The sequence below is a fragment of the Tessaracoccus luoxuelianae genome (assembly GCF_054483915.1).
On record NZ_CM137013.1, the window covers coordinates 3,012,714 to 3,035,349 of the forward strand.

Consider the following 22,636-nt stretch of genomic DNA (forward strand, 5'->3'; position numbering starts at 1 on the left):
ACGTTTCGGCTGTGCAACAAGCCACTCACGCGACGGTGACCCGCTCGAGTGAGGTTCGCGGGCTGCCGGCTGCGCCGAGGGCGGCGACCAGGCTGCAGACGTCGGAGGTGCAGCTTCCGCATCCGGTGGAGGCGCGCGTCGCCGACGCGACGGCCTCAGGAGTGTCGGCGCCTGCCTTGACGGCATCGGTGATGGCCGCCTTGGTCACGGCGTTGCAGCGACACACGACAGCCGCGTCGGGCAGGTCGACCACCGACATCGCCGGGGCGGCGCCGGCGAGCGGGCGGGCCAACAGCGCGGCCGGGTCGTCGGGGACGGGCGTGCGGGAGTCGAAGGCCACCGTCAGGTCGGCCGCGACCTGGGCATCGCCTACGCAGGTGGCGCCCACGAGCAGGCCGTCGGCGACGGCGACGCGCACGCGTCGGCGGCCGACGGGGTCGGTGAGGCTGAGCACCCGCGGGGCGCCGGGCGCGAACTCGTCGTGAGGAAACTCGCCCATGGTGACGGCATCGAGACCCTCGGCCTTCACCCGGAACACGCCGGCGTCCGCGCCGAGCACGGGGCGGGGACGGGAGCGGCCGCTGATCTTCTCTGCGAGGTGGTGCGCCAGGACGCGGGCCTGCTCCCAGCCGGGGCCGACCAACCCCGGGCAGCCCCGCGGCGTGCGGGCGCAGTCGCCGATGGCGTAGATCGCGGGGTCGTCGGTGCGGCAGGTGTCGCTGACGAGGATGCCGTTGCGCACCCAGATGTCGGCCGCCTCCGCCAGGCGTGTGCGGGGCCTGACCCCGATCGCCACCAGCAGCATGTCCGCGGGGATGTGCCGGTCGTTGGTGAGACGCACGGAGGTGAGGGCGCCGTCGCGACGACGCTCCACTCCCGCGACACGCACGTCGACGAGCGTGGTGATGCCCCGGTCGGCGAGCCCGGCCCGGACCACGGCGCCGCTCGCGGGATCGAACTGCCTGTCCAACGGCGCAGAGCCGCGGTGGACGATGGTGACCGCGCTGCCTGCCTCCGCGAGCGCGACAGCGGCCTCGATGCCCAGCACGCCGCCGCCCATGACCACCATCCTGGGGCCCTCGACGGCGGCCGCGCGGACGCGGTCCGCGTCGTCCCAGGTGCGCAACGCGGCCACGCCGGGCATCGGGGAGCCGTCTGCCCGGACCACTCCGTCGAGGGTGGGGAACACCGGATCGGCCCCGGTGGCCAGCACGAGTGTGTCGAAGGGGTGTTCCTCCCCCGTAGCGTCGACGACCGTGCGGTTGCGGCGGTCGATCCCGGTGGCCTTGCGGGCGCGCAGCATCCGCACGCCACGGCTCTCGGGCAGCGTGAGCCCCGGCAGGTCCGCCCGGCCGAGGATGACATCGGGTAGGAGGATCCGGTTGTAGGCGGCGTGCCCCTCCTCGCCCAGGACGGTGACCTCGACGTCGTCGAGGCGGTGGGAGGCCAGGTCGGCGAGGAAGCGGTGCCCCACCATGCCGTTGCCCACGACGACGATCCGGTGACTCATGACGCAGCTCCGATCCGGGTCAGCCGCACGGCCGCGACCTTCAGCTCGGGCATGCCCGAGATGGGGTCGGTGGCGGCATTGGTGACCCGGTTGACCGCGCCGGCGTCCGGGTAGTGGAAGGGCATGAAGACCGTGTCGTGGCGGATGCCCTCGGTGAGCCTGGCCACCGCCTCGCAGCTGCCTCGACGCGAATGCACCGCCACCCGGTCACCCGCCGCGACACCCAACCTCTGCGCGAGGAGAGGGTGCAGCTCGATATAGGCCTCGGGCTCCACGCTGTTGAGGGCCGGGACGCGCCGCGTCTGGGCGCCGGACTGGTAGTGCTGCAGGACCCGGCCGGTCACGAGGTACAGCGGCAGCTCCGGGGTGAGCTCGTCGTCAGGCGGGGTCTGGTCGACGGGGTGGAGGACTGCGCGCCCGTCCGGGGTCTCGAAGCGGTCGAGGAACACCCGCGGCGTGCCGGGGTGGTCAGGGGCGGGGCACGGCCAGTAGAGCGCGTCGCCGTCGCGGAGCCGCTGGTGGCTGAATCCGGCGTAGTCGGCCACGCCGCCGGCGCTGGCGCGGGTCAGCTCCTCGAACACGACGGCGGGGTCGGCGCTGAACTCGACGGGGCTGCCGAGGCGCTCGGCCAGCTCGCTCCAGACCTCCAGCTCGGTGCGGACGCCGACGGGGGGCAGCGCGGCCCGGGCGCGCAGCAGCAGCCGACCCTCGAGGTTGGTCATGGTGCCGGTCTCCTCCGCCCACTGCGTGACGGGCAGCACCACGTCGGCCATCGCGGCGGTCTCGGAGAGCACGAAGTCGCTGACCACGAGCAGGTCCAGGTCGCCCAATCGCTCGGTGAGGCGCAGCACGTCGGGCAGGCTGACGACGGGGTTAGCGCCGTGGATGAGCATGGCGCGCGGGCCGACAGGGGTCGCCAGGGACTCGAACAGGGCGACGGCGGGCTTCCCGGGGCCGGGCAGGGAGTCGGGGTCCACTCCCCACACGGCAGCGACGTGGGCTCGGGCCGCGGGATCGGTGATGGAGCGGTACCCGGGCAGTTGGTCCGCCTTGAGGCCGTGCTCGCGGCCGCCCTGGCCGTTGCCCTGGCCGGTGAGGCACCCGTAGCCGGAGCCCACCCGTCCGGGCAGGCCGAGGCACAGCGCGAGGTTCACGGCGGCGGTGACGGTGTCGGTGCCGTGGGCGTGCTGCTCGGCCCCGCGGCCGGTCAGCACGTAGGCGCCGCGGCCGCCGCGCGCCGGGCTGGCCTCGGCGAGCAGGCGGGCGGCCCTGCGCAGTTCGGTCACCGGGACGCCCGTGACGCGTTCCACCCGCTCCGGCCACCACGCGGCCAGGCTGGCGCGCAGCTCGTCGACGCCGTTGGCGCGCTCGGCCAGGTAGTCGCGGTCGATCAGGCCCTCGGTCCACAGGATCTGGGTGAGGCCGAGGAGAAGGACCAGGTCCGTGCCGGGCAGCGGGCTGAGGTGCAGGCCCCGGCCGTCGCCGGTGAGGGCCGCCGTCGGCGTGCGGCGGGGGTCGACGACGATCAGCCCGCCCGCCTCCTGCGCCCCAGACAGGTGGGTGCAGAACGGAGGCATCGTCTCGGCGGGGTTGGACCCCACCAGGAGGATCGCGCCGGCGCCGTCGAGATCGGTGAGCGGGAAGGGCAGCCCTCTGTCGAGCCCGAAGGCCCTCCGGCCGCCGGCCGCGGCCGACGACATGCAGAACCTGCCGTTGTAATCGATGTTGGGCGTCTGCAGCGCCACCCGGGCGAACTTGCCGAGATGGTAGGCCTTCTCGTTGGTGAGCCCGCCGCCCCCGAACACCGCCACCGACTCCGGCCCGTGCTCCACCCGTAGGCGGATCAGCGTGTCGGCGACCAGCGTCAGCGCGGTGTCCCAGTCCGTGGGCACCAGCTCACCGTCGCGCCGCACCAGCGGGCTGGTGAGGCGGTCCCGCGTGGTCAGCACCTCGGCGGACGTCCACCCCTTCTGGCAGAGCCGGCCCCGGTTGGTGGGGAACTCCAGCGGGGTCACCGTCGGGGTCACCCCCGGGTCTGACGGCGCCACGTTCATCGCGCACTGGAGCGCGCAGTAGGGGCAGTGGGTGGCGGTCATGGGTCAGACCTTCAGCGCGGCCATGCGTGAGCCGCGGCGCAGGTAGGTGAACCAGGTGACACCCAGCATGAGGAGGTAGGCGCCCACCATGGTCCAGAGGGCCGCCTGCAGGTCCCCGGTCAGGGTCCTGGAGAGGGCGAATCCCTGCGGGATGAGGAAGCCGCCGAAGGCGCCGATCGCGCCGGCGATGCCGATGCAGCCGGCGGCCGCGCGGCCCGCCGCCATCAAGGATCCGGTGCCGCTGTCGCGGACGGTCCCGGCGAAGACCGCCGGGATCATCCGGTAGACGGAGCCGTTTCCGATGCCGGTGAAGACGAACAGCCAGAGGAAGGAGATGAAGAAGATCTCGAACGATTCGAGCCGAAGCCCGATGATCGCACCGACCGCCCCCACCGCCATCGCGACGAAGGATGCGCAGGTCACCAGGGCGCCGCCCACCCGGTCTGCGAGGAATCCGCCGAAGGGGCGCGAGACCGAGCCCACCAGCGCGCCCATGAAGGCGAGCGAGAGGGTCACCGCCGGGAAGAGGTTCTTCAGCAGCGTCGGGAAGGTGGCGGAGTAGCCGATGAACGAGCCGAAGGTGCCGATGTAGATGAACGACAGGATCCAGGTGTGCGGGTTGCGCAGCGCGGCCGCGTAGGCGCGTGGGTCGGACTTGGCGTTGGACAGGTTGTCCATCCCGCGCCAGGCCAGCACTGCCGCCAGGAGTGCGAGCGGGATAAACATCAAGCCTGCCCGGTCCAGGCTGACCCCGGCCCCGATGGTGATGACGATCGGGACCGCGAGCTGCACGGCGGCGGTGCCGAGGTTTCCACCGGCGGCGTTGAGGCCGAGGGCGGCGCCCTTCTCCTTGGCGGGGAAGAAGAAGGAGATGTTGGCCATCGACGAGGCGAAGTTGCCGCCGCCGAATCCCGCGAGGGCCGCGATCCCCATCAGCGCCATGAATGGCAGCTCGGGGTGGTTGACGGCCCACGCCAGCGCCCCAGCCGGGAGGAGGAGCAGCAGGGCGGAGACCACGGTCCAGTTGCGGCCGCCGAAGCGGGGCACGGCGAACGTGTAGGGAAGGCGGAGCGTGGCGCCGACAAGGGCCGGCGTCGAGACCAGCCAGAACATTTCGTTGATGCTGAGGTTGAAGCCCACGCCGTTGAGCTGCGGGACGACGATGCTCCACAGCGCCCAGACGGCGAAGCCGAGAAACTCGGCGAAGATCGACAGCGTGAGGTTGCGGCGCGCGATGGGCCGGCCCACACTCCCCCACTGTTCCGGGTTCTCGGGGTCCCAGCCGTCGATCCAGCGGCCGGGACGGTGCGTGAGGCCTCCAGCGGCGGGAAGCGCCCGGGCGGCGACCTGGTCAGCCGTCAGGGTGTCGTCGACGATCCCCTCCGGCTCGTTCGACGGATGTGTCTGGGTGGTAGTCATGGTCGCTCCTTCGGCTCTTTCTCGGTCACGGGATACCTGAGCGACGCTGCTCCCCACAGAAACTACGTAGAGGATGTGACGGGCGATGAGCCGCCCGGTAACGGGCCTGTGACCTCTTCCTCACGCGGATTCCCCGCCGAGCGTGAGGAGAACGCGGGGCCGATCAGGCCGAGAGCCCGCGTCAGGCGGCCCTAATGGTGTCGTCGTCGACGAGGGGTCTGCAACTTGCTATCCATAGAGCGGCTTCTGCATATATGCGCAGATGCCGCTCTATGGGTAGCAAGTTGCAGACACACAAACAGAGGGACCGTCTTTTCCTCGTATGACGGCGGGTTTGACCGGGATCCCCCTCCGGCCTTGACGGAGCACCCGGGCTGAGCGCACGGACCTGCCGCTCCTGGTGTGATCTGGATGGCGAAGATCGACCGATATAGGCTTGACGGTGGTACTGCCCGCGGTACCATATCTCTGTGGCGACCGTGGACAAGCTCGTGGCAGCGATGCGTAAGAATCCACGGAACGTGCGCTTCGACGACCTCCACAAGGTCTGCGAGCACTACTTCGGTACGCCCCGCAGAACCGGCGGATCACACGCGGTGTTCAAGACCCCTTGGCCCGGTGATCCGCGGGTGAATATCCAGAACAGCAATGGCCAGGCCAAGCCGTACCAGGTGCGGCAGGTGCTGGCCGCGATCGACAAGAAGGAGGCGAAGTGATGTCCCACACCGAAACGGCCGACGTGTCCCGTTATACCTACCGCGTGACGTGGTCGGTCGAAGACGACGAGTTCGTCGCCACCTGCGCCGAGTTCCCCTCGCTGTCGTGGCTCGCCGACTCCCAGCCGGCTGCCCTCCAGGGGCTGGTTGACCTGGTCGCCGACACCGTGGCCGACCTCTTGGCAGAGGGTGAGGCCGTCCGCGAACCGCTGTCGGAGCGGACCTACTCGGGCAAGTTCAACCTCCGTGTCGGTGAAAGCCTGCACCGCCGCCTCGCGATCCAAGCTGCCGAAGAGCACCTCAGCCTCAACCAGTACGTCGTGCAACGCCTCTCAGAGGCCTCCTGAGCCACCTCTGGAACATCCGCAATTGCCGCAGCCAGCGCGTTCGATCCTGCCGAGAGTCGCGCTTTCGGCGCACAGCAACCGCGGGCGCTGAGTTGTACGTTTCAGCCGTTCCAGCGGCTATCATGGGTGGCATGACTGAGATGACTGTGAGCGACGCCCGGGCCCGCCTCGCTGATGTCGTGGACGCGGCCCGCGTGGGGCACGACCCGGTGTACCTGACCCGTCGGGGCCAGCGGGTGGCAGCCGTCATCGACGCCGACGACCTGGACCGGTTGATTGCGGCCGCGGAAGACCTGGCCGATCTCGAGGCTGGCCGTGTGGCACGTACCGAGATGGCCGATGGTGAGTCGGCGATCCCCTGGGAGCAGGTCAAGGCCGACCTCGGCCTGGCATGAGCTACCGGATCGAGGTCGCGCCCGCTGCGGTCCGACAGCTACGCAACCTGGACCGGGTCGCCCAGCGGCGGGTCCAGGCGGCGATCGAGTTGCTGGCGGGCGAACCGCGCCCGAGCGGTGCCAAGAAGCTGGTTGGCGGCGACGGTGAGTGGCGTGTCCGGACCGGCGACTACAGGATCGTCTACGAGATCCACGACAACGTGCTGCTCGTCCTGGCGGGCTAGCAAGAGAGCATCCGCGGGACGCGGCAGCAGGATCGGCTCAATCTGCGAGGCATGCATGGGGGACGGATGTCGTGTTCGCTCCTCGCCACCAGAAGGGGATGTCCCGGTTCTGCGGTATAGAAGAAGCCCGGTATCCTGTCCGGGTTGACTCCGCCTCAGGGGTCGCGTGGCCCCGTAGCTCAGGGGATAGAGCAGAGGTTTCCTAAACCTTGTGTCGGAAGTTCGAATCTTCCCGGGGTCGCCAGCATCATCCCCGTCCCGTGTGCGGGTCGGTTTCGACGCAGCCGGTGGCGCTACGCGCCCGGCTGGCTCAACCAGCTGGTCGGGATCGGCGCAGCTGGACCTCTTCCCACACCGTCACCGCTCCCACCACGAGCAGCAGCGGCAGCACGAACGCCACCATCACCAGCGAGAACCCGCGCAGAGCGTCGTGCTCCGCGGAGGCCAGCACCATGTAACCCAGGTACGCCGCGTACAGGGCGACGAACACGCCGCCCTCGAGCCGCACCACCCGATGCCCTGTGAACGCGACGGTGCCGAGCGCCAACGCGGCCGCGATCATCAGCGGCAGGTCCAGCGCGACCGACGACGGCGGCACCGGCAGTCCACCGGGCGAGAACAGTGCGGGAAGACCCAGGATGAGACCGATGTTGGCGATGTTGCTCCCCACGACGTTGCCCACGGCGATGTCGACCTCGCCGCGGCGCACGGCCGCGACCGTTGCGGCCAGCTCCGGCAGCGACGTCCCCAGGGCCACGATGGTCAGGCCGATAATCAGTTCCGAGACCCCCAGTCCGGAGGCGATGGACACCGCCCCCCGGACCAGCAGCTGTGCGCCGAACACCAGCGCCGCGACCCCCACCGCGACGAACGCCACCGACACCCACACCGGGGAGGGGGCCTCAACCTCCGCGTCGTCGCCGCCGGAGGCTGCCTCCCGGGCCACCGCCCTCCTGCCGAGGATGACGGTGGTCACCATGATGGTGACGAAGGCAGCCATCAGGATCACGCCGTCGATCAGGCCGAGGGAACCGTCGAGGCTGAGCAGCAGCAGCACGAAGGACAGGCCCACCATGGCGGGGAGGTCGAAGCGCAGCAGTTGGCGCTGCACGCTGAGCGCCGCCATCAGCGCGCCGACGCCGAGGATGAGCAGCACGTTGCCGGTGTTGCTGCCGATCACGTTGCCGACCGCCAGCTCCGGGGCACCCGCCAGCACCGAGTCGACGGTGACCGCCAGCTCCGGCGCCGACGTCGCGACTGAGACCACGGTGAGACCGACCACCAGCGGCGACATTCCCAGGCGCCTGGCCAGCGACCCCGCTCCCCTGACCATCAGTTCGCCGCCGAGGACAAGCAGCACGAGACCGCCGAGGATGAGGAGGACGTCTATCAGCACGCCCCTATCGTAGGGACGTCAGCGCAGCGAACCGTAGGTATGCTGCGCCTTCTGCAGCGCCGACACGTAGCCCTCGCGCTCGTAGGCGTCCGGCGCGGCCTCCGCGGGCACCGCCAGGAGCCCGCGGGCCTTGGACAGCGTCAGGCCCTTAGCGGTCAGCCACTGGCCGAGGCCGTCGACGAGCACCTGCGCATAGGCAGGCCCGCGTCGGATGAGCGACGAGGTGGTCATCACCACGTCCGCGCCGGCGAGAATGTACTTGACCACGTCGTCGGCCGTGTCCACACCGGTGGTGGCGGCCAGCGAGGCCTCCACCGTGCCGTGCAGCACCGAGATCCACGTGCGCGGCAGCCGCGCCTCCACCGGGGACGACAGCGTCACCCCGGACTCCACAGTCATGCGGTCCAGGTCGATGTCCGGCTGGAGGAACCGGTTGAACAGAACCAGCCCGTCCGCCCCCGCCGCGTCGAGGCGGACCGCCATGTTGCCCACCGAGGAGAAGTAGGGGCTGAGCTTCACCGCCACGGGAATGCCGACGGCGCCCTTGACCGCGGCGAGGATGGCCAGGTGCCGCTCCTCCACCGAGTGGCCCGACATCATCACGTCGCCGGGCACGAAGTAGATGTTGAGCTCGATGGCGGCGGCTCCGGCCTCCTCCAGCTGGCGCGCCGTCTGCGTCCAGCCGCCCACCGAGGCCCCGTTGAGCGAGGCGATGAGGGGGACGTCGACGGCCGCGGCCGCCTGTTCCACCAGGGTGAGGTAGGCGTGGCTGGCGTCGTGGGCCGCCCTCGGTACCGTCGGGAAGTAGGACAGCGCCTCCGCGTGTGAGTCCTCGTACATCTCCTCCAGCGCCGCGACCGCCTCAGCCTCGCGGCGCAGCTGCTCCTCGAACAGCGAGTACAGCACGACGGCACCGACGCCGCCGTCGGCCAGCGCCCTCACGCCGGCCACCGTCTGCGACAGCGGCCCTGCGGACGCGACGACCGGGTTGCGCAGGGTGAGCCCCAGATAGGTGGTGGCGAGATCGGTCATCATCGGTTCCTCGGATCGGCTGCGAACTGGTGGGCTTCCCGGCCGGCGAGCTCTTCGTACTCGGACCACTTGCGGTCCACCTGCTCCTGCGCCAGGGCAAGGAGGCGGTCCGCCTCCACGGGATCCGCCGCGCGAAGCACCTTGTAGCGCAGCTCGGCGGACTGGTACTTCTGCAGCGACATCCGCGGCCGCGGCGAATCCAGCAGGAACGGGTTGCCGCCCGAGTCGCGGATGACGGGGTTGTAGCGCATCAGCGGCCAGTGTCCGGAGTTGACGGCCCGGTACTGCTGCTCGAGGCCCTTGCGGATGTCGTAGCCGTGCGCGATGCAGTGGCTATAGGCGATGATCAGGCTGGGGCCGTCGTAGGCCTCGGCCTCCCTGAACGCCTTGAGCGTCTGCTGCGGGTCCGCGCCCATCGCCACGCGGGCCACGTAGACCGACCCGTAGGCCATCGCCTGCATGGCCAGGTCCTTCTTGTTGGTCAGCTTCCCGCCGGAGGCGAACTTCGCGACGGCGCCCAGCGGCGTGGACTTCGAGGCCTGGCCCCCGGTGTTGGAATACACCTCGGTGTCCAGGACAAGGATGTTGACGTTGCGCCCGGAGGCCAGGACGTGGTCCACGCCACCCGAGCCGATGTCGTAGGCCCACCCGTCGCCGCCGACGATCCACACCGAGCGGCGCATCAGGTGGTCCGCGACGCTGCGCAGGTCTTCCGCGGCGATCCCCTTGAGCCCGACGAGCTTCTCCTTGAGCCGGTTGACCCGGTCCAGCTGCGCGGTCAGTTCGGAGCCCTGGCGTTGGGGCGCGCCCAGGATTCCGTCGACCAGAGCGTCATCGCCGATCTCGTCGCGGAGTTCGGCGAGCCTGGTGCGGGCGAGGTTCTCGTGCAGGTCCGCGGCCAGGCGGATGCCCAGGCCGAACTCGGCGTTGTCCTCGAACAGGGAGTTGGACCAGGCCGGCCCGCGGCCCGCGGCGTTCTTGGCCCAGGGCGTCGTCGGCAGGTTGCCGCCGTAGATCGAGGAGCAGCCGGTGGCGTTGGCGATGGTGGCGCGGTCGCCGAACAGTTGGCTGAGCAGCTTGAGGTAGGGCGTCTCACCGCAGCCGGAGCAGGCGCCTGAGAACTCGAACAGGGGCTCCAGGAACTGGGTGCCGCGGATGGTGCCGAAGTCCACCCGGGAGCGGTCGTTCTGGGGGATGGTCTCGAAGTACTCGACCGCCTCCTTCTCCTTCTCCCGTTCCAGCAGGGGAACCAGGTTGATCGCACGCCGCGACGGCTGGTCCACCGGCTTGACCGGACAGGCCTCCACGCACAGCCCGCAGCCGGTGCAGTCCTCCACGTAGACCTGAAGGGTGTAGCGGGTCTGCGGCAGGCCGGCGGCGTTGAGCGGCGCCGACTGGAACCCCTCCGGCGCGTCGCCGATGGCATCGGCCGGGTAGCTCTTGGCGCGCAACACCGAGTGGGGACAGACGAACGCGCAGTTGCCGCACTGGATGCAGGACTCGGCGTCCCACTCGGCCACGATCTCGGAGATGTTGCGCTTCTCGAACTTGGTGGTGCCCGACGGGTAGGTCCCGTCCACTGGGAGCGAGGAGACCGGCAGGTCGTCGCCGCGACCCGTCAGCAGGGTCGCGGTGACGGTGCGCACGAACTTGGGCGCGTTGGCGGGCACGGGCGGGATGAACCCGTGATCCGAGGAGGCGAAGTCCGGCACCACCACCTCGTGCAGCTCGGCCAGCGCCGCATCCACGGCCTCGTGGTTCTTGCGCACCACCTCGGCGGACTTGCGGGCGTAGGTCTTGGTGATCGCGTCCTTGATCTTGTCGATGGCCTTGTCGCGTGGCAGGACGCCGGAGATGGCGAAGAAGCAGGTCTGCAGGATGGTGTTGGTGCGGCTGCCCAGCCCGGCGGCGCGCGCGACCTTCCCTGCGTCGATGACGTAGACCTTGATCCCCAGCTCGATGATCCTGCGCTGAACAGGAAGGGGCAGCTGATGCCAGGTCCCCTCCGGCCCATAGGGGGCGTTGAGCAGCAGCACGGTGCCGGGCCTGGCGAACTCGAGCACGTCGACCCGCTCCAGGATGGACCAGTGGTGGCAGCCGATGAAGCCCGCCTGGTTGATCAGGTACGGCGCGTGGATGGGGTGAGGCCCGAAGCGCAGGTGCGACACCGTCCTCGACCCCGACTTCTTCGAGTCGTAGACGAAGTAGCCCTGCGCGAAGGTGTCCTCGGAGGAGCCGAGGATCTTGATGGTGTTCTTGTTGGCGCCGACGGTGCCGTCCGAGCCGAGGCCGTAGAAGACGGCGCGCAGGGTCTCGGGGTTCTCCAGGTCCAGCGTCGGGTCGTAGTCCAACGAGAGATGGGTGACGTCGTCGTGGATGCCGACGGTGAACCGCGGCCTGGGCGAATCGAGACCGAGCTCCTCGTAGATCGCCTGCACCATGGCGGGCGTGAACTCCTTCGACGACAGGCCGTAGCGGCCGCCGATGGTGATCGGCAGCTCGTCGCGCAGCCCGCCCGCGACAGCCTCCGCCAACAGCGAGGTCACGTCCAGGAACATCGGCTCGCCGGAGGCGCCCGACTCCTTGGTGCGGTCCAGCACCGCGACCCTCTTCGCGGTGGCCGGAAGGGCGGCCAGGAACGCGTCGGTGGGGAACGGCCGGTAGAGACGGATCTGGATGACGCCGACGCGCCCCCCTGCCTCGTTGATGCGGTCCACGACGGGGGTGACGGCCTCCACGCCGGAGCCCATGATCACCACGACGCGGTCCGCATCCGGCGCGCCGTGATACTCGACGAGCCCATAGCGGCGGCCGGTGAGTTCGGCGAACTTGTCCATCTCGTTGGCGATCACCTTCGGCGCCCACTGGTAGTACAGGTTGGCCGTCTCGCGGGACTGGAAGTAGGTGTCGGGGTTCTGCGCGGTGCCGCGGATGAACGGGTTGGCGGGGCTCAACGCACGGGCGCGGTGCTCCATCACCAGCTCGCGGGGGATGAACTGGCGCAGCTCGTCGTCGGTGAGCTTGGTCAGGGTGTTGAGTTCGTGGGAGGTGCGGAACCCGTCGAAGAAGTGCACGATCGGCAGCCGGGTGCGCAGCGTGGCCGAGTGCGCCACCGCGGCCATGTCGTGGGCCTCCTGCACGGAGGCCGAGCTCAGGAGGCACACCCCGGTCTGCCGGACGGCCATCACGTCCTGGTGGTCGCCGAAGATGGACAGGCCCTGCGTGGCCAGGGATCGCGCGGCCACGTGGAACACCGTCGAGGTGAGCTCGCCGGCGATCCGGTACATGTTGGGGATCATCAGGAGCAGGCCCTGCGACGCCGTGAACGTGGTGGACAGCGCACCGCCCTGGAGGGCGCCGTGCATGGCTCCGGCCGCGCCGCCCTCGGACTGCATCTCGATGACGGTGGGAACCTGGCCGTAGATGTTGGCCCGGCCGTGCGCGGACCACTCGTCGGCCAGCTCCGCCATCGTCGACGACGGGGTGATGGGGTAGATCGAGCACAGCTCGCTGACGCGGTAGGCGACGTCGGCCGCCGCCTCGTTGCCGTCAATGATGGCCTTGGTGCTCATCGGGGGCCCTCCTGGATCATCTCGATGGCGTGGACGGGGCACTGCTCGTAGCAGCTGGCGCAGCCGGTGCACTTCTCGTAGTCGAAGCGGTACCGGTTGCCCTTGCCGAGCTTGATCACCGCGTCCTCGGGGCAGGCGCCCAGGCAGCCGTCGCATTCGAAACAGTTGCCGCAGCTCAGGCACCGGTCGGCCTCGTAGGCGGCCTCTGCGTCGGTGAGGCCCGCTACCACCTCGCCGAAGCCCTCGAGCCGCTCCTCGATGTCGGTCTCGGCCTGGACACGGCGCTCGTGGTCACCGAAATACCACAGGTTCATCATCGGGAGGGTGACCACCGGGTGCTTCTCCACCGGCACCCATTCCTCCTTGTTGAGCCAGGCGTCGATCCGCCGGGCCGCCTTCTTGCCGTGGCCCACGCCGATGGTGACGGTGCGGTCCGACGGCACGGCGTCGCCGCCTGCGAAGATGCCCGGCACCGCCGTCATCAGGCTGTGCGGGTCCACCTCCACCACGTCGTCGTTGAAGCTCATCCCGGGGATGGCGCGCAGGAAGTGGGTGTCGGCGCGCTGGCCGAGGGCGAGGATGACGGTGTCGGCCTCCAGCTTCTCGAACACCCCGGTGCCGCGGGCCTTGCCGTCCTCGTCGAGCTCCATGATCTCGACGGTGAGGTCCTCGTCGTTCATCGAGGTGATGGTGCGCAGCCAGTTCATCTGCACGCCCTCCGCCTGGGCCCCCTCCAACTCGTCGGCGTGGGCGGGCATCTGCGCCATGCTGCGGCGGTACACCACCACCGATTCCTCGGCGCCGAGCCGGCGCGCGACGCGGGCCGCGTCCATGGCGGTGTTGCCGCCGCCGTAGATCGCCACCTTGCGCCCGATGATGGGGCGCTCGCCGGAGGCGACGTCGCGCAGGAAGCTGACGGCGTCCAGCACTCGGGTGGCGTCTGCTGCAGGGATGTCGACGCGCTTGGAGATGTGGGCACCCACTGCCACGAAGACCGCGTCGAACGCGCCATCGCGCTGGGTGGCGAGAAGATCCTTGATGGGGGTGTTCTGCCGGAACACCACGCCGAGCTCCACCAACCGCAGCAGCTCGGCGTCCAGCACGTCGCGCGGAAGCCGGTACTCGGGGATGCCGTAGCGCATCATCCCGCCGGGCTTGTCGCCCGCGTCGAAGATCTCCACGGCGTGGCCGAGCCGGGCAAGGTGGTAGGCGGCGGAGAGGCCGGCCGGGCCGGAGCCCACCACCATCACGCGCCTGCCGGAGCGACGTCGGGGCTGCGGGACGCGCCAGCCTTTCTCAATCGCCAGGTCTCCGAGATAGCGCTCGACGGAGTGGATGGAGACCGCCTCGTCGAGGTCCTTGCGGTTGCAGTCCGTCTCGCACGGGTGGTAGCAGACGCGGCCGTGGATGGCCGGAAACGGGTTGTCGGCGACGAGCTGACGCCACGCCGCCTCCGCCTCGCCCGCTTTGATCAGCCGCAGCCACTCCTGGATGTTCTCCCCGGCAGGGCAGCCCGCGTTGCACGGCGGAAGCATGTCCAGATAGATCGGCTTCCGTGATCTCACCGGGGCCACCCGCCCCGCTGTGTGACTGAGATCCGGCTGGACTGTCATGTCCCTGCGCTCGGCGGCCATCGTTGCCCCTTTTCGTAGCTACTACCAAGCATCGTAGGGGGGCGGGGTATGCCGGGAGACCTGGGGGCAGACAAAAGGCCCGCTTGTGAAAGCGGGCCTTTCGCGTCAGCTGTCGCTCACGCTCACGGCTTGGCTTGCGCCTCCTCGACGAGGGTGTCGATATCCAGGGCCTTGATCTGCTCGATGAGCGAGTCCACCTGCTTGCCGTTGAGCAGGCCGGCCTGGCGGAAGACCAGGTTGCCGCGGCGGAAGGCCATGATGGTGGGAATGGACTGGATCTCCCACGCGGCGGCCACGTCACGGGCGTCCTCGGTGTCCACCTTGGCGAACACAACGTCGTCGTGACGGGCCGAGGCATCCTCATAGATCGGCGCGAAGCGCTTGCACGGACCGCACCAGTCGGCCCAGAAGTCGATCAGCACGACCTCGTTCTCGCTGACGGTGTCGTTGAAGTTCTCTGCGGTCAGGGCTGTGGTCGCCATGGGCGATCCCCTTTCTTCCTTGTGTCGTTCGTCGCGGGGTACAACACGCGACTGCGGCGCGGTATTCCCCGCCGTGGGACACCCCGTGGGGTATGGCAAAGCGTAGCCGACCCTCGGACCTTCTACTTGATGGCGATCAGCCGGCGCATGGGCAGCGGCACCCGGACCGGTCCTGACTGCTCGGCGCGGGACGCGAGAAAGTCGACGGCGGCCATGGTGCGGTTCCGGGTCGTCGCCCCGCGGAGCCCTGCGAAGAGCCGCTCGGCGTCCTCGCGGTTCGCGATCTCCACGTAGTACTTCGCCCGACGGTCCTCGGCCTTGGTGAGGCCGGCGGCGAGGAGCGCGTCGCGCGCCCGGAACTCTGTGATCCCGGGCAGCAGCGGCGCCACCCGAAGGATCTGGGCCAGCCGGGTGACCAGCCGCAGGTCCTGGGTGTTGGCGGGGCGCAGCGACGGCGTCAGCGCGGCGAACACGCCGCCCGGGCGGAGCACCCGCGACACCTCGGACATCAGCCGCGGCCGGTCCGCCACGACGGCGATGCCCAGCGACGAGACCACGGCGTCGAAGCTGTTGTCCGAGAAGGGCAGGTACGACGCGTGGCCCAGCACCAGCGGTCCGCGGTGACGATGCGCCGCCTCGACCAGCTCCGCCTCCGAGCGGTCCAGCCCGATCACCGTCCGGCCGGGCCGCTGCAGCCGCTCGATCATCGCACCGGCGCCGCAGGCCAGGTCCAGCACCGTCGACGCCGAGGCCGACACCGAGCGCGCCAACCACTCGTAGGGCGTCCGATCACCGCCGTAGGCGCGGCTCAGCACGTCCTCCATGGCGCCCGGGCCGCTCGTCCCGAGCCACCTCAGCTCCTCGTGGTTCTCACTCATCGCGACTCACGAACAGCAGTTCGGAGGCGAACAGACCCACGTCCGTGGTGACTCCGTCGATGTCCACCCGCACCACGTCCACGTCGCGGTGGGCCAGGAGCGAGACGCCCGGCCTGAACCCGGCGGCAGCGAGCGCGGGCAGCATGCCGTGATCCGCCTGCAGATTCTCGCTCATCCGCTGCAGCACGAAGCGCTGCGGTTGATCTGTGACGAGGTCAGCAAGCGGGTCCGCGTGCTCCCGGAACGGCGTGTGCTCGACGTCCACGCCCAGTTCCTTGAGCCCCGGGATGGGGTTGCCGTAGGGCGAGCGGGTGGGCGAATCAAGGATGGCCACCAGCCGCTTCTCGACGTCGATGGAGATGACGTGCTCCCAGCGGCAGGCCTCGTCGTGCACCTTCTCCCACTCCAGCCCGATCACTTCGGTCAGCAGGCACTCGGCCAGGCGGTGCTTCCGCATCACGTCGCGGGCGAGCGTGGCCCCGGTGCGGGTGAGGCGGATCGTTCGGTCGGTGTCGACGTGCAGGAGGCCGTCGCGCTCCATGCGGGCGACGGTCTGGGACACGGTGGGGCCGGACTGGTGCAGCCGCTCGGCAATCCGGGCACGGAGGGGCTGCACCCCCTCTTCCAACAGCTCGTAGACGGTGCGGAGATACATCTCCGTGGTGTCGATCAGGTCGCTCATCCGGTTGCCCCCTTCGCCACCCATCCTAGTGTCGCGGGGTGGGTGCATCAGGGCCGAGGCGGGACCACCCATTCGCCGCGACGCATCACGGCGTGCAGGCGCCCATCGTCGTCGACGAGGCAGACGTCGGCCAGGCAGCCGGGCGCGAGGCGGCCCACATCGTCGAGCCGGTGCCAGGCCGCGGGCGTGGTGGCCGCCATCAGGGCCGCGTCGGGGATACTCACCCCCACCTCCTGCACCACGAACTCGAACGCCTTGTCCATCGTCAAGGTCGAGCCCGCGATCGCGCCTGCTGCTCCGTCGGCGGTGACCAGCCGCGCGGTGCCGTCGGAGACCTCCACCTCGAGCTCACCCAGGATGTAGCGCCCGTCGCCCTTGCCGGTGGCGCTCATGGCGTCGGTGACCAGGGCGACGCGGCGGGGTGTCGCGGCGTCGATGCTCATCGCGGCGATCACGGGCTTGTGGTGGACACCGTCGCAGATCAGCTCCACCATCACGCGCTGGTCGGCCAGCAGGACCGGCACCGGGCCGGGGTCGCGGTGGTGGATCGAGCGCATCGCTGAGAACAGGTGGGTGGCGACGGTGGCGCCCCACTCGATGGACTCCGCGGTCCGGATGTCGTCCGCGTCGGAGTGCCCGAACGCCACCGCCACACCCGCCTCCGTGAAGCGACGGGTCGCGGCCTCGGCATGCTCGAGCTCCACGGCGAGGGTGATCATCCGCAGCGCCGGGCCGCCCGCGGCGATGAGCCGTTCGACCGAGGCCGGGTCCGGGACCCGCAGGAGCGCCTCGTCGTGGGCGCCCTTGCGCTCCGGGGCCAGGAACGGGCCCTCGAGGTGGATGCCCGCGAGATCGCCCGCATCATGCAGGGCGCGGAGGACCGCCAACTGCGCCTCCAGCTTCTCCAACGGCTCGGTGACGGTGCTGGCGAACATCGTGGTGGTGCCGTGCGTCCGGTGGTGCGCGATGGCCTCGAGGTTGCGGGCCGGGTCCGGGTCGCCGAAGCTGACGCCGACAGCGCCGTGGCAGTGGGTGTCGACGAACCCCGGCACCGCCCACAGCCGGCCCCCTCCCCCGCCTGGCTGGACGGACACGATGCGCCCGCCCTCGATCAGGATCGTGGCGTTCTCCACCACCCCTTCCGGAGTGACGGCATGGGCGACGGTGAGCTGATGGGCCATGGCCTCATCCAATCAGGTGCGGACGAGGAAGGTCACCGCGCCGGCGATCAGGGCGACGAGGCCGGCGAGCAGCAGCGCGATCGTCGTGCCGGTGCGCGCCGGGGCCGACTCCGGCCCGGGAACCTCCGCCTCGGCGCTGGCCGACGGCGACGCGGACGCCGAGGCGTCCGGCGAGGGGGATGCCGATGCCGATGGATCCACCGGGGGCGCGACCGTCGTGGTGACGTCCGACGACGGAACCTCGACCTCGCGGATCAGAGGGTTGCCGCCGACGAAGATCTGGTCATCCGGCCCCACTGCAAGCGACTCGCCCTCAGGGGCCCCGATGATGGTGTCGGTGGCCAACGGCTCCCACGTCAGCGCGTCGATGTACTCAATGCCCACGCCCGTTCGGAGCGCCAGGGTGGTGCCGTCGGAGAGGAACACCCCGTCCGTGACTCCCTCCGGAGCGTCGACGACGCGGGTCAAGGTGTTCATCTCCTGACGCGACGGTTCGAGCTCGGCGCGGTAGATGCCGGGGTCCGCCCCTGCGGTGGCGATGTAGATGCGGCCGCGGCCCGAGATCATCATGGCCTGCGCGTCGTGCGGTCCGTCCTCGTAGACGAAGTCGTAGGCGAAGTAGGTCAGCCGCGACTCGGTCAGCTCACTGAGCCGGAACACCACCACGAAGTCACGGGACGCGTCCGGATCACCGATGTCGCCCACCCACAACCGGTCTCCCCGCCAGGCGAGCGCCTGGACCGATTCAGGGTCACCCCCGAACGAGATCTCCCTGCCGTCCTCCGCGGACACGACCACCCCGTCGTCGGCCGACGGACCGGCCAGCCACAGCGTCGACGAGCCCGAGCCGTAGGCCATGCCCACCACCGGCGTGGAACCCTCCGGCGGCTCGACGTCCTCGGCCCAGGCAGGCAGGATGGCGCCGATCACCGCGATGAGAACGAGCGCCACCAGGACGCCCGTGACGATGATGCGGCGAGTTCTCGGATTCACTGTGCCGATGGTACGCCCACGGTTACCGTTGGATGCATGCAACAGCTCGTCGCGTGCGCCATCGCCATCGACGATGTGCGCGACATCTTCGGCGCCTCCCCCGCCCTCGCCGAACGGCTTCGGGCCTCGGCGGCCGCTTACTTTGCCCGCCCCGCCCCCGCACACCGCAGCTGGCTGCGTCCCCTCCTTCGCCGCGACCCCTCCACGGCCGTCGATCCCGCCGCGCCCTCGAGCGCGGACGTGGACGCGCTGCTCGACGGCGCCTACATCGCCCCGGACCGGGTGGCCCCGTCGTGGCGGGTGCTGATCGCGTGGCTGGAGGAGTTGGCCGCCGCCACCAGGAGGGTGGTCTGGGACGAGGCCGCCTTCGAGCGCACCGAATGGAACCTCGCCCGGGCCGGGCTCAACAGCGACTACTCGCTGCGCAGCCTCGCGGACCGCGACCTGGGCATCGCCCTGCGCATCCAGCCGGGACAGGTTGCCGGCTACGCCAAGCACGTGCACGCCGTCGAGACACTGGCCGGGTTGCGCGCGGCGTTCGACCACCCCGAGCTGACCGACGAGGACCGGAGGTTCCTCACCCCCCTCATCGAGGTACTCACCGTTGCCTCAGGGCAGCCGCACCTCGACGTGGTGGTGGTGGGAACCACCGCCTAGCCCCGCCGATCACTCGGGATCGATCACCAGCACCAGGTCGCCGCCCTCGAGCTGCGTGGTGCCGGTCAGGACGACTCGCTTGACCACGCCCGCGACGGGGGCGTTGATGGCGGCCTCCATCTTCATGGCCTCGATGGTGGCCACCTGATCCCCCACCGCGACCCTCGCGCCCTCCTCGGCCGTCGGCGTGACGGCACCGCTGAACGGCGCCGCGACATGGCCCTTGTTCTTCGAATCGGCGCGCTCCGCCGTCGCCACCTCGGACTTGATCTTCAGGTCGCGCACCCGCACCGGGCGGATCTGGCCGTTGAGCAGGCACATCACGCTCCGCTTGCCGCGCTTGTCCGGCTCCGAGATCGCCTCGATGCCCACCAGCAGCGTGACGCCCTTCTCCAGCGTGATGGGGTACTCCTTGCCCCGCTCCATGCCGTACAGGTACGGCACGGTGGGCAGCACGGAGATGTCCCCGAAGTCCTCACGCTGCTGCTGGAACTCCTTCGTGGGGCCGGGGAACAGGAGCCGGTTGAGGGTCTCCTGACGGGTGCGGCCGGGCTCGGCGAGGAGGGCGAGGTCGTCGTCGGCCACCTCGGTCACGCGCGCCGGCGTGCGGCGGCCCTCGATGGCCTTGCTGCGGAACGGCTCGGGCCATCCGCCGGCGGGCTCGCCCAGCTCGCCGTTGAGGAATCCGATCACCGAGTCCGGGATGTCGAAGCGTTGGGGGTCCGCCTCGAACGCGGCGGCCTCCGCGCCCACCGCCACCAGGTGCAGCGCGAGGTCGCCCACCACCTTCGACGACGGGGTGACCTTCGTGGGCCGGCCGAGGATCTTGTCGGCCGCCTCGTACATGTCCTCGATGGCCTCGAACTTCTCCCCCAGGCCCAGCGCGATGGCCTGCTGCCGCAGGTTGGACAGCTGCCCGCCGGGGATCTCATGGCTGTACACGCGGCCCGTCGGGGCGGGTAGCCCGGACTCGAACGGCCGGTACATCTTGCGCACCGCCTCCCAGTACGGCTCCAGGTCGAGTACGGCCTGCGGGTCCAGCTCGGACTGGCGCTCGGTCTGGTCCAGCGCCGCCACCAGGGCGGACATCGGGGGCTGCGACGTCGTCGAGCTCATCGCCGAGTTGGCCACGTCCACCGCGTCGACGCCGGCGTCGATGGCCGCCATCAGCGTGGCGAGCTGGCCGCCGGTGGTGTCGTGGGTGTGCAGGTGGACGGGCAGGTCGAACCGGTCACGCAGCGCTGTGACGAGCCGGCGGGCCGCCTCAGGACGCAGCAGGCCGGCCATGTCCTTGATGGCGATGATGTGCGCGCCGGCGTCGACGATCTGCTCGGCCAGCCGCAGGTAGTAGTCCAGCGTGTAGATCTTCTCGGCCGGGTCCAGGAGGTTGGAGGTGTAGCAGAGCGCCACCTCCGCGACCGACGGGGTGCCCCGCACGGCCTCGATCGCCGGGCGCATCTGCTCGACGTCGTTGAGGGCGTCGAAGATCCGGAAGATGTCCACGCCCGTGGCGGCCGCCTCCGCGACGAAGGCATTGGTCACCTCCGTGGGGTACGGGGTGTAGCCGACGGTGTTGCGGCCGCGCAGCAGCATCTGCAGGTTCTGGTTGGGCATGGCCTCGCGGAGCGTGGCGAGGCGCTCCCACGGGTCCTCACCGAGGAACCGCAGCGCCACATCGTAGGTGGCCCCACCCCAGCACTCCACCGAGAACATCTGCGGCAGCAGCCGCGCCTGGGTGGGGGCGACGGCGAGCAGGTCCCGCGTGCGCACCCGGGTGGCCAGCAGCGACTGGTGGGCGTCGCGATAGGTGGTGTCGGTGATCCGCACGGGCACCGCCTCGCGCAGTTCCCGAGCGAAGCCCTCGGCGCCCAGCGCCAGCAACCGCTGGCGGGCGCCGTCGGGCGCGGGGGTGGCGAGGTCCACCTTCGGCAGCTTCGTCAGCGGCTCGAGCGTGGTGGGCGCCTCGCCGTTGGGCCGGTTGACCGTCACCTCGGCGAGGTGCCGCAGCAGCTTCGTGGCCCGGTCCGCCGGGGTGCGCGCGTGGAGGAGATAGGGCCGCTGGTCGATGAAAGCCGTCGTGACAGCGCCCTCTGCGAAGTCCGGATCATCCAGGACGGCGCGCAGGAAGGGGATGTTGGTGGCCACGCCACGGACGCGGAACTCCGCCAGCGCCCGACGGGCTCGGGCAACGGCCATCGGGAAGTCGCGGCCCCGGGCGGTGAGCTTGACCAGCAGCGAATCGAAGTGGGGGCTGATCTCGACGCCGGTTCCGGTGGTGCCGCCGTCGAGCCGGATGCCGGCCCCCGAGGCGGAGCGGTAGGCGGTGATGAGGCCGGTATCGGGGCGGAACGAGTTCTGCGGGTCCTCGGTGGTGATCCGGCACTGGAGCGCGGCCCCGCGGATCTGCAGCTCGTCCTGCCGTACGCCGATCTCATCCAGAGACTCGCCGGCGGCGATGCGCATCTGCGCCTGCACCAGATCGACGTCGGTGATTTCCTCGGTGACGGTGTGCTCCACCTGGATGCGCGGGTTCATCTCGATGAACACGTGACGCCCCGCGCGCTCACCCTCGGTCTCGACAAGGAACTCGACGGTGCCGGCGCAGGTGTAGTTGATGGCACGAGCGAACTTCACCGCGTCCGCAGTGAGAGCGTCGCGCAGCTCCTGCGAGATGTGGGGCGCGGGCGCGATCTCGATCACCTTCTGGTGCCGGCGCTGGATGGAGCAGTCCCGCTCGAAGAGGTGCACCACGTTGCCCTGGGTATCTGCCAGGATCTGGACCTCGATGTGTCGCGGTGCCGCGACGGCCTGCTCGATGAAGACGGTGGCGTCTCCGAACGCGGCCTCGGCCTCGCGCATGGCCGCGCCCAGTTCGTCGGCCAGCCTGGAGGGGTCGTCCACGCGGCGCATCCCGCGGCCCCCGCCGCCGGCGACCGCCTTGACGAAGACCGGGAATCCGATCTCCTCGGCGGCCTTGATCAGCTCGTCGGTGTCCGTGGACGGCGGGCAGGAGGCGAGGGTGGGGACGCCCACGCGGCGCGCCTCGGTGATGGCGCGCACCTTGTTGCCGGCCAGCGTCAATACGTCGGCGGAGGGGCCGATGAACGTGATGCCGTTGGCCGCGCAGGCCGAGGCGAGGTCCGGGTTCTCCGAGAGGAAGCCGTATCCGGGGTAGATGGCGTCCGAGCCGGACTCCTTGGCCGCGCGGATGATCTCGTCGATGTCCAGGTAGGCGCGGACCGGATGGCCCTCCTCCCCGATGAGGTAGGACTCCTGCGCCTTGATCCGGTGGTCCGCGTTGCGATCCTCGTACGGGAAGACGGCGACGGTGCGGAAGCCGAGTTCGTAGGCCGCGCGGAAGGCGCGGACGGCGATCTCGCCTCGATTGGCTACCAATACCTTCTGGAACATGGGCGACAGAC

Annotated in this window: 18 protein-coding genes and 1 tRNA gene; 6 read left to right on the forward strand and 13 right to left on the reverse strand. The window is 70.1% G+C overall.

What is annotated here, in order from left to right; all coding sequences use genetic code 11:
• Nucleotides 1-25 precede the first annotated feature (25 nt).
• The 3 genes from ACX1D1_RS13900 to ACX1D1_RS13910 are packed head-to-tail and all read right to left on the reverse strand — an operon-like array spanning nucleotide 26 to nucleotide 5,025.
• Entirely contained in the window at nucleotides 26-1,510 is a 1,485-nt protein-coding gene (locus ACX1D1_RS13900) for an FAD-dependent oxidoreductase (protein ID WP_459054940.1), read from the reverse strand.
• Nucleotides 1,507-3,606, reverse strand: a complete 2,100-nt coding sequence (locus ACX1D1_RS13905; protein WP_459054941.1) for a molybdopterin oxidoreductase family protein — start codon at nucleotides 3,604-3,606, stop codon at nucleotides 1,507-1,509. Before ACX1D1_RS13905 ends, ACX1D1_RS13900 begins: the two co-directional genes overlap by 4 nt.
• 3 nt (nucleotides 3,607-3,609) lie before the next feature.
• Nucleotides 3,610-5,025: an MFS transporter gene (locus ACX1D1_RS13910; RefSeq protein ID WP_459054943.1), complete on the reverse strand. Its 1,416-nt coding sequence runs from the start codon at nucleotides 5,023-5,025 to the stop codon at nucleotides 3,610-3,612.
• 500 nt (nucleotides 5,026-5,525) lie between these two features.
• Between ACX1D1_RS13910 and ACX1D1_RS13915 the strand changes: the two genes are divergently transcribed.
• The 5 genes from ACX1D1_RS13915 (at nucleotide 5,526) to ACX1D1_RS13935 (ending at nucleotide 6,951) form a co-directional block, all read left to right on the forward strand.
• Complete coding sequence (locus tag ACX1D1_RS13915) at nucleotides 5,526-5,741, forward strand: toxin HicA (protein WP_459056594.1); 216 nt, start codon at nucleotides 5,526-5,528, stop codon at nucleotides 5,739-5,741.
• Nucleotides 5,741-6,088 (forward strand): type II toxin-antitoxin system HicB family antitoxin, encoded by a 348-nt coding sequence (locus ACX1D1_RS13920; RefSeq protein WP_459054945.1) that lies wholly within the window; start codon nucleotides 5,741-5,743, stop codon nucleotides 6,086-6,088. Before ACX1D1_RS13915 ends, ACX1D1_RS13920 begins: the two co-directional genes overlap by 1 nt.
• A gap of 131 nt (nucleotides 6,089-6,219) precedes the next feature.
• Nucleotides 6,220-6,483, forward strand: a complete 264-nt coding sequence (locus tag ACX1D1_RS13925) for a type II toxin-antitoxin system Phd/YefM family antitoxin (protein WP_220489031.1) — start codon at nucleotides 6,220-6,222, stop codon at nucleotides 6,481-6,483.
• Complete coding sequence (locus ACX1D1_RS13930; protein WP_459054947.1) at nucleotides 6,480-6,707, forward strand: type II toxin-antitoxin system RelE family toxin; 228 nt, start codon at nucleotides 6,480-6,482, stop codon at nucleotides 6,705-6,707. The genes ACX1D1_RS13925 and ACX1D1_RS13930 overlap by 4 nt, the downstream gene beginning before the upstream one ends.
• 168 nt (nucleotides 6,708-6,875) lie before the next feature.
• Nucleotides 6,876-6,951: transfer RNA gene (locus tag ACX1D1_RS13935), tRNA-Arg, on the forward strand.
• 66 nt (nucleotides 6,952-7,017) lie between these two features.
• Here the strand turns inward: ACX1D1_RS13935 and ACX1D1_RS13940 are convergent.
• The 9 genes from ACX1D1_RS13940 to ACX1D1_RS13980 form a co-directional block, all read right to left on the reverse strand.
• Nucleotides 7,018-8,103, reverse strand: coding sequence for a calcium/sodium antiporter (locus tag ACX1D1_RS13940; protein WP_459054949.1), 1,086 nt, complete (start codon nucleotides 8,101-8,103; stop codon nucleotides 7,018-7,020).
• 18 nt (nucleotides 8,104-8,121) lie between these two features.
• Entirely contained in the window at nucleotides 8,122-9,135 is a 1,014-nt protein-coding gene (locus ACX1D1_RS13945) for a dihydroorotate dehydrogenase-like protein (protein WP_182798632.1), read from the reverse strand.
• Nucleotides 9,135-12,707: a pyruvate:ferredoxin (flavodoxin) oxidoreductase gene (nifJ, locus tag ACX1D1_RS13950; protein WP_459054951.1), complete on the reverse strand. Its 3,573-nt coding sequence runs from the start codon at nucleotides 12,705-12,707 to the stop codon at nucleotides 9,135-9,137. Before nifJ ends, ACX1D1_RS13945 begins: the two co-directional genes overlap by 1 nt.
• Complete coding sequence (locus ACX1D1_RS13955; RefSeq protein ID WP_459054952.1) at nucleotides 12,704-14,341, reverse strand: NAD(P)-binding protein; 1,638 nt, start codon at nucleotides 14,339-14,341, stop codon at nucleotides 12,704-12,706. Before ACX1D1_RS13955 ends, nifJ begins: the two co-directional genes overlap by 4 nt.
• A gap of 122 nt (nucleotides 14,342-14,463) precedes the next feature.
• Nucleotides 14,464-14,823 carry a thioredoxin gene (gene trxA, locus ACX1D1_RS13960; protein WP_182781733.1) on the reverse strand — a complete coding sequence of 120 codons (360 nt, stop codon included), beginning with the start codon at nucleotides 14,821-14,823 and terminating at the stop codon, nucleotides 14,464-14,466.
• A gap of 122 nt (nucleotides 14,824-14,945) precedes the next feature.
• Nucleotides 14,946-15,701: a class I SAM-dependent methyltransferase gene (locus ACX1D1_RS13965; RefSeq protein WP_459054954.1), complete on the reverse strand. Its 756-nt coding sequence runs from the start codon at nucleotides 15,699-15,701 to the stop codon at nucleotides 14,946-14,948.
• Entirely contained in the window at nucleotides 15,694-16,383 is a 690-nt protein-coding gene (locus tag ACX1D1_RS13970) for an iron-dependent transcriptional repressor DtxR (RefSeq protein ID WP_182781731.1), read from the reverse strand. The genes ACX1D1_RS13965 and ACX1D1_RS13970 overlap by 8 nt, the downstream gene beginning before the upstream one ends.
• Before the next feature lie 47 nt (nucleotides 16,384-16,430).
• Nucleotides 16,431-17,564, reverse strand: coding sequence for an N-acetylglucosamine-6-phosphate deacetylase (locus ACX1D1_RS13975; protein WP_459054956.1), 1,134 nt, complete (start codon nucleotides 17,562-17,564; stop codon nucleotides 16,431-16,433).
• A 12-nt stretch (nucleotides 17,565-17,576) separates the two neighbouring features.
• Nucleotides 17,577-18,557, reverse strand: coding sequence for a hypothetical protein (locus ACX1D1_RS13980; RefSeq protein ID WP_182798638.1), 981 nt, complete (start codon nucleotides 18,555-18,557; stop codon nucleotides 17,577-17,579).
• A gap of 36 nt (nucleotides 18,558-18,593) precedes the next feature.
• Here ACX1D1_RS13980 and ACX1D1_RS13985 point away from each other — a divergent pair, with 36 nt between their 5' ends.
• The gene (locus tag ACX1D1_RS13985; protein ID WP_182798639.1) at nucleotides 18,594-19,214 is read left to right on the forward strand and encodes a hypothetical protein; all 621 of its coding nucleotides are present in this window, start codon (nucleotides 18,594-18,596) and stop codon (nucleotides 19,212-19,214) included.
• A gap of 9 nt (nucleotides 19,215-19,223) precedes the next feature.
• Here ACX1D1_RS13985 and ACX1D1_RS13990 read toward each other — a convergent pair whose 3' ends face one another.
• Nucleotides 19,224-22,625 (reverse strand): pyruvate carboxylase, encoded by a 3,402-nt coding sequence (locus tag ACX1D1_RS13990; RefSeq protein ID WP_459054957.1) that lies wholly within the window; start codon nucleotides 22,623-22,625, stop codon nucleotides 19,224-19,226.
• Nucleotides 22,626-22,636: the final 11 nt, after the last annotated feature.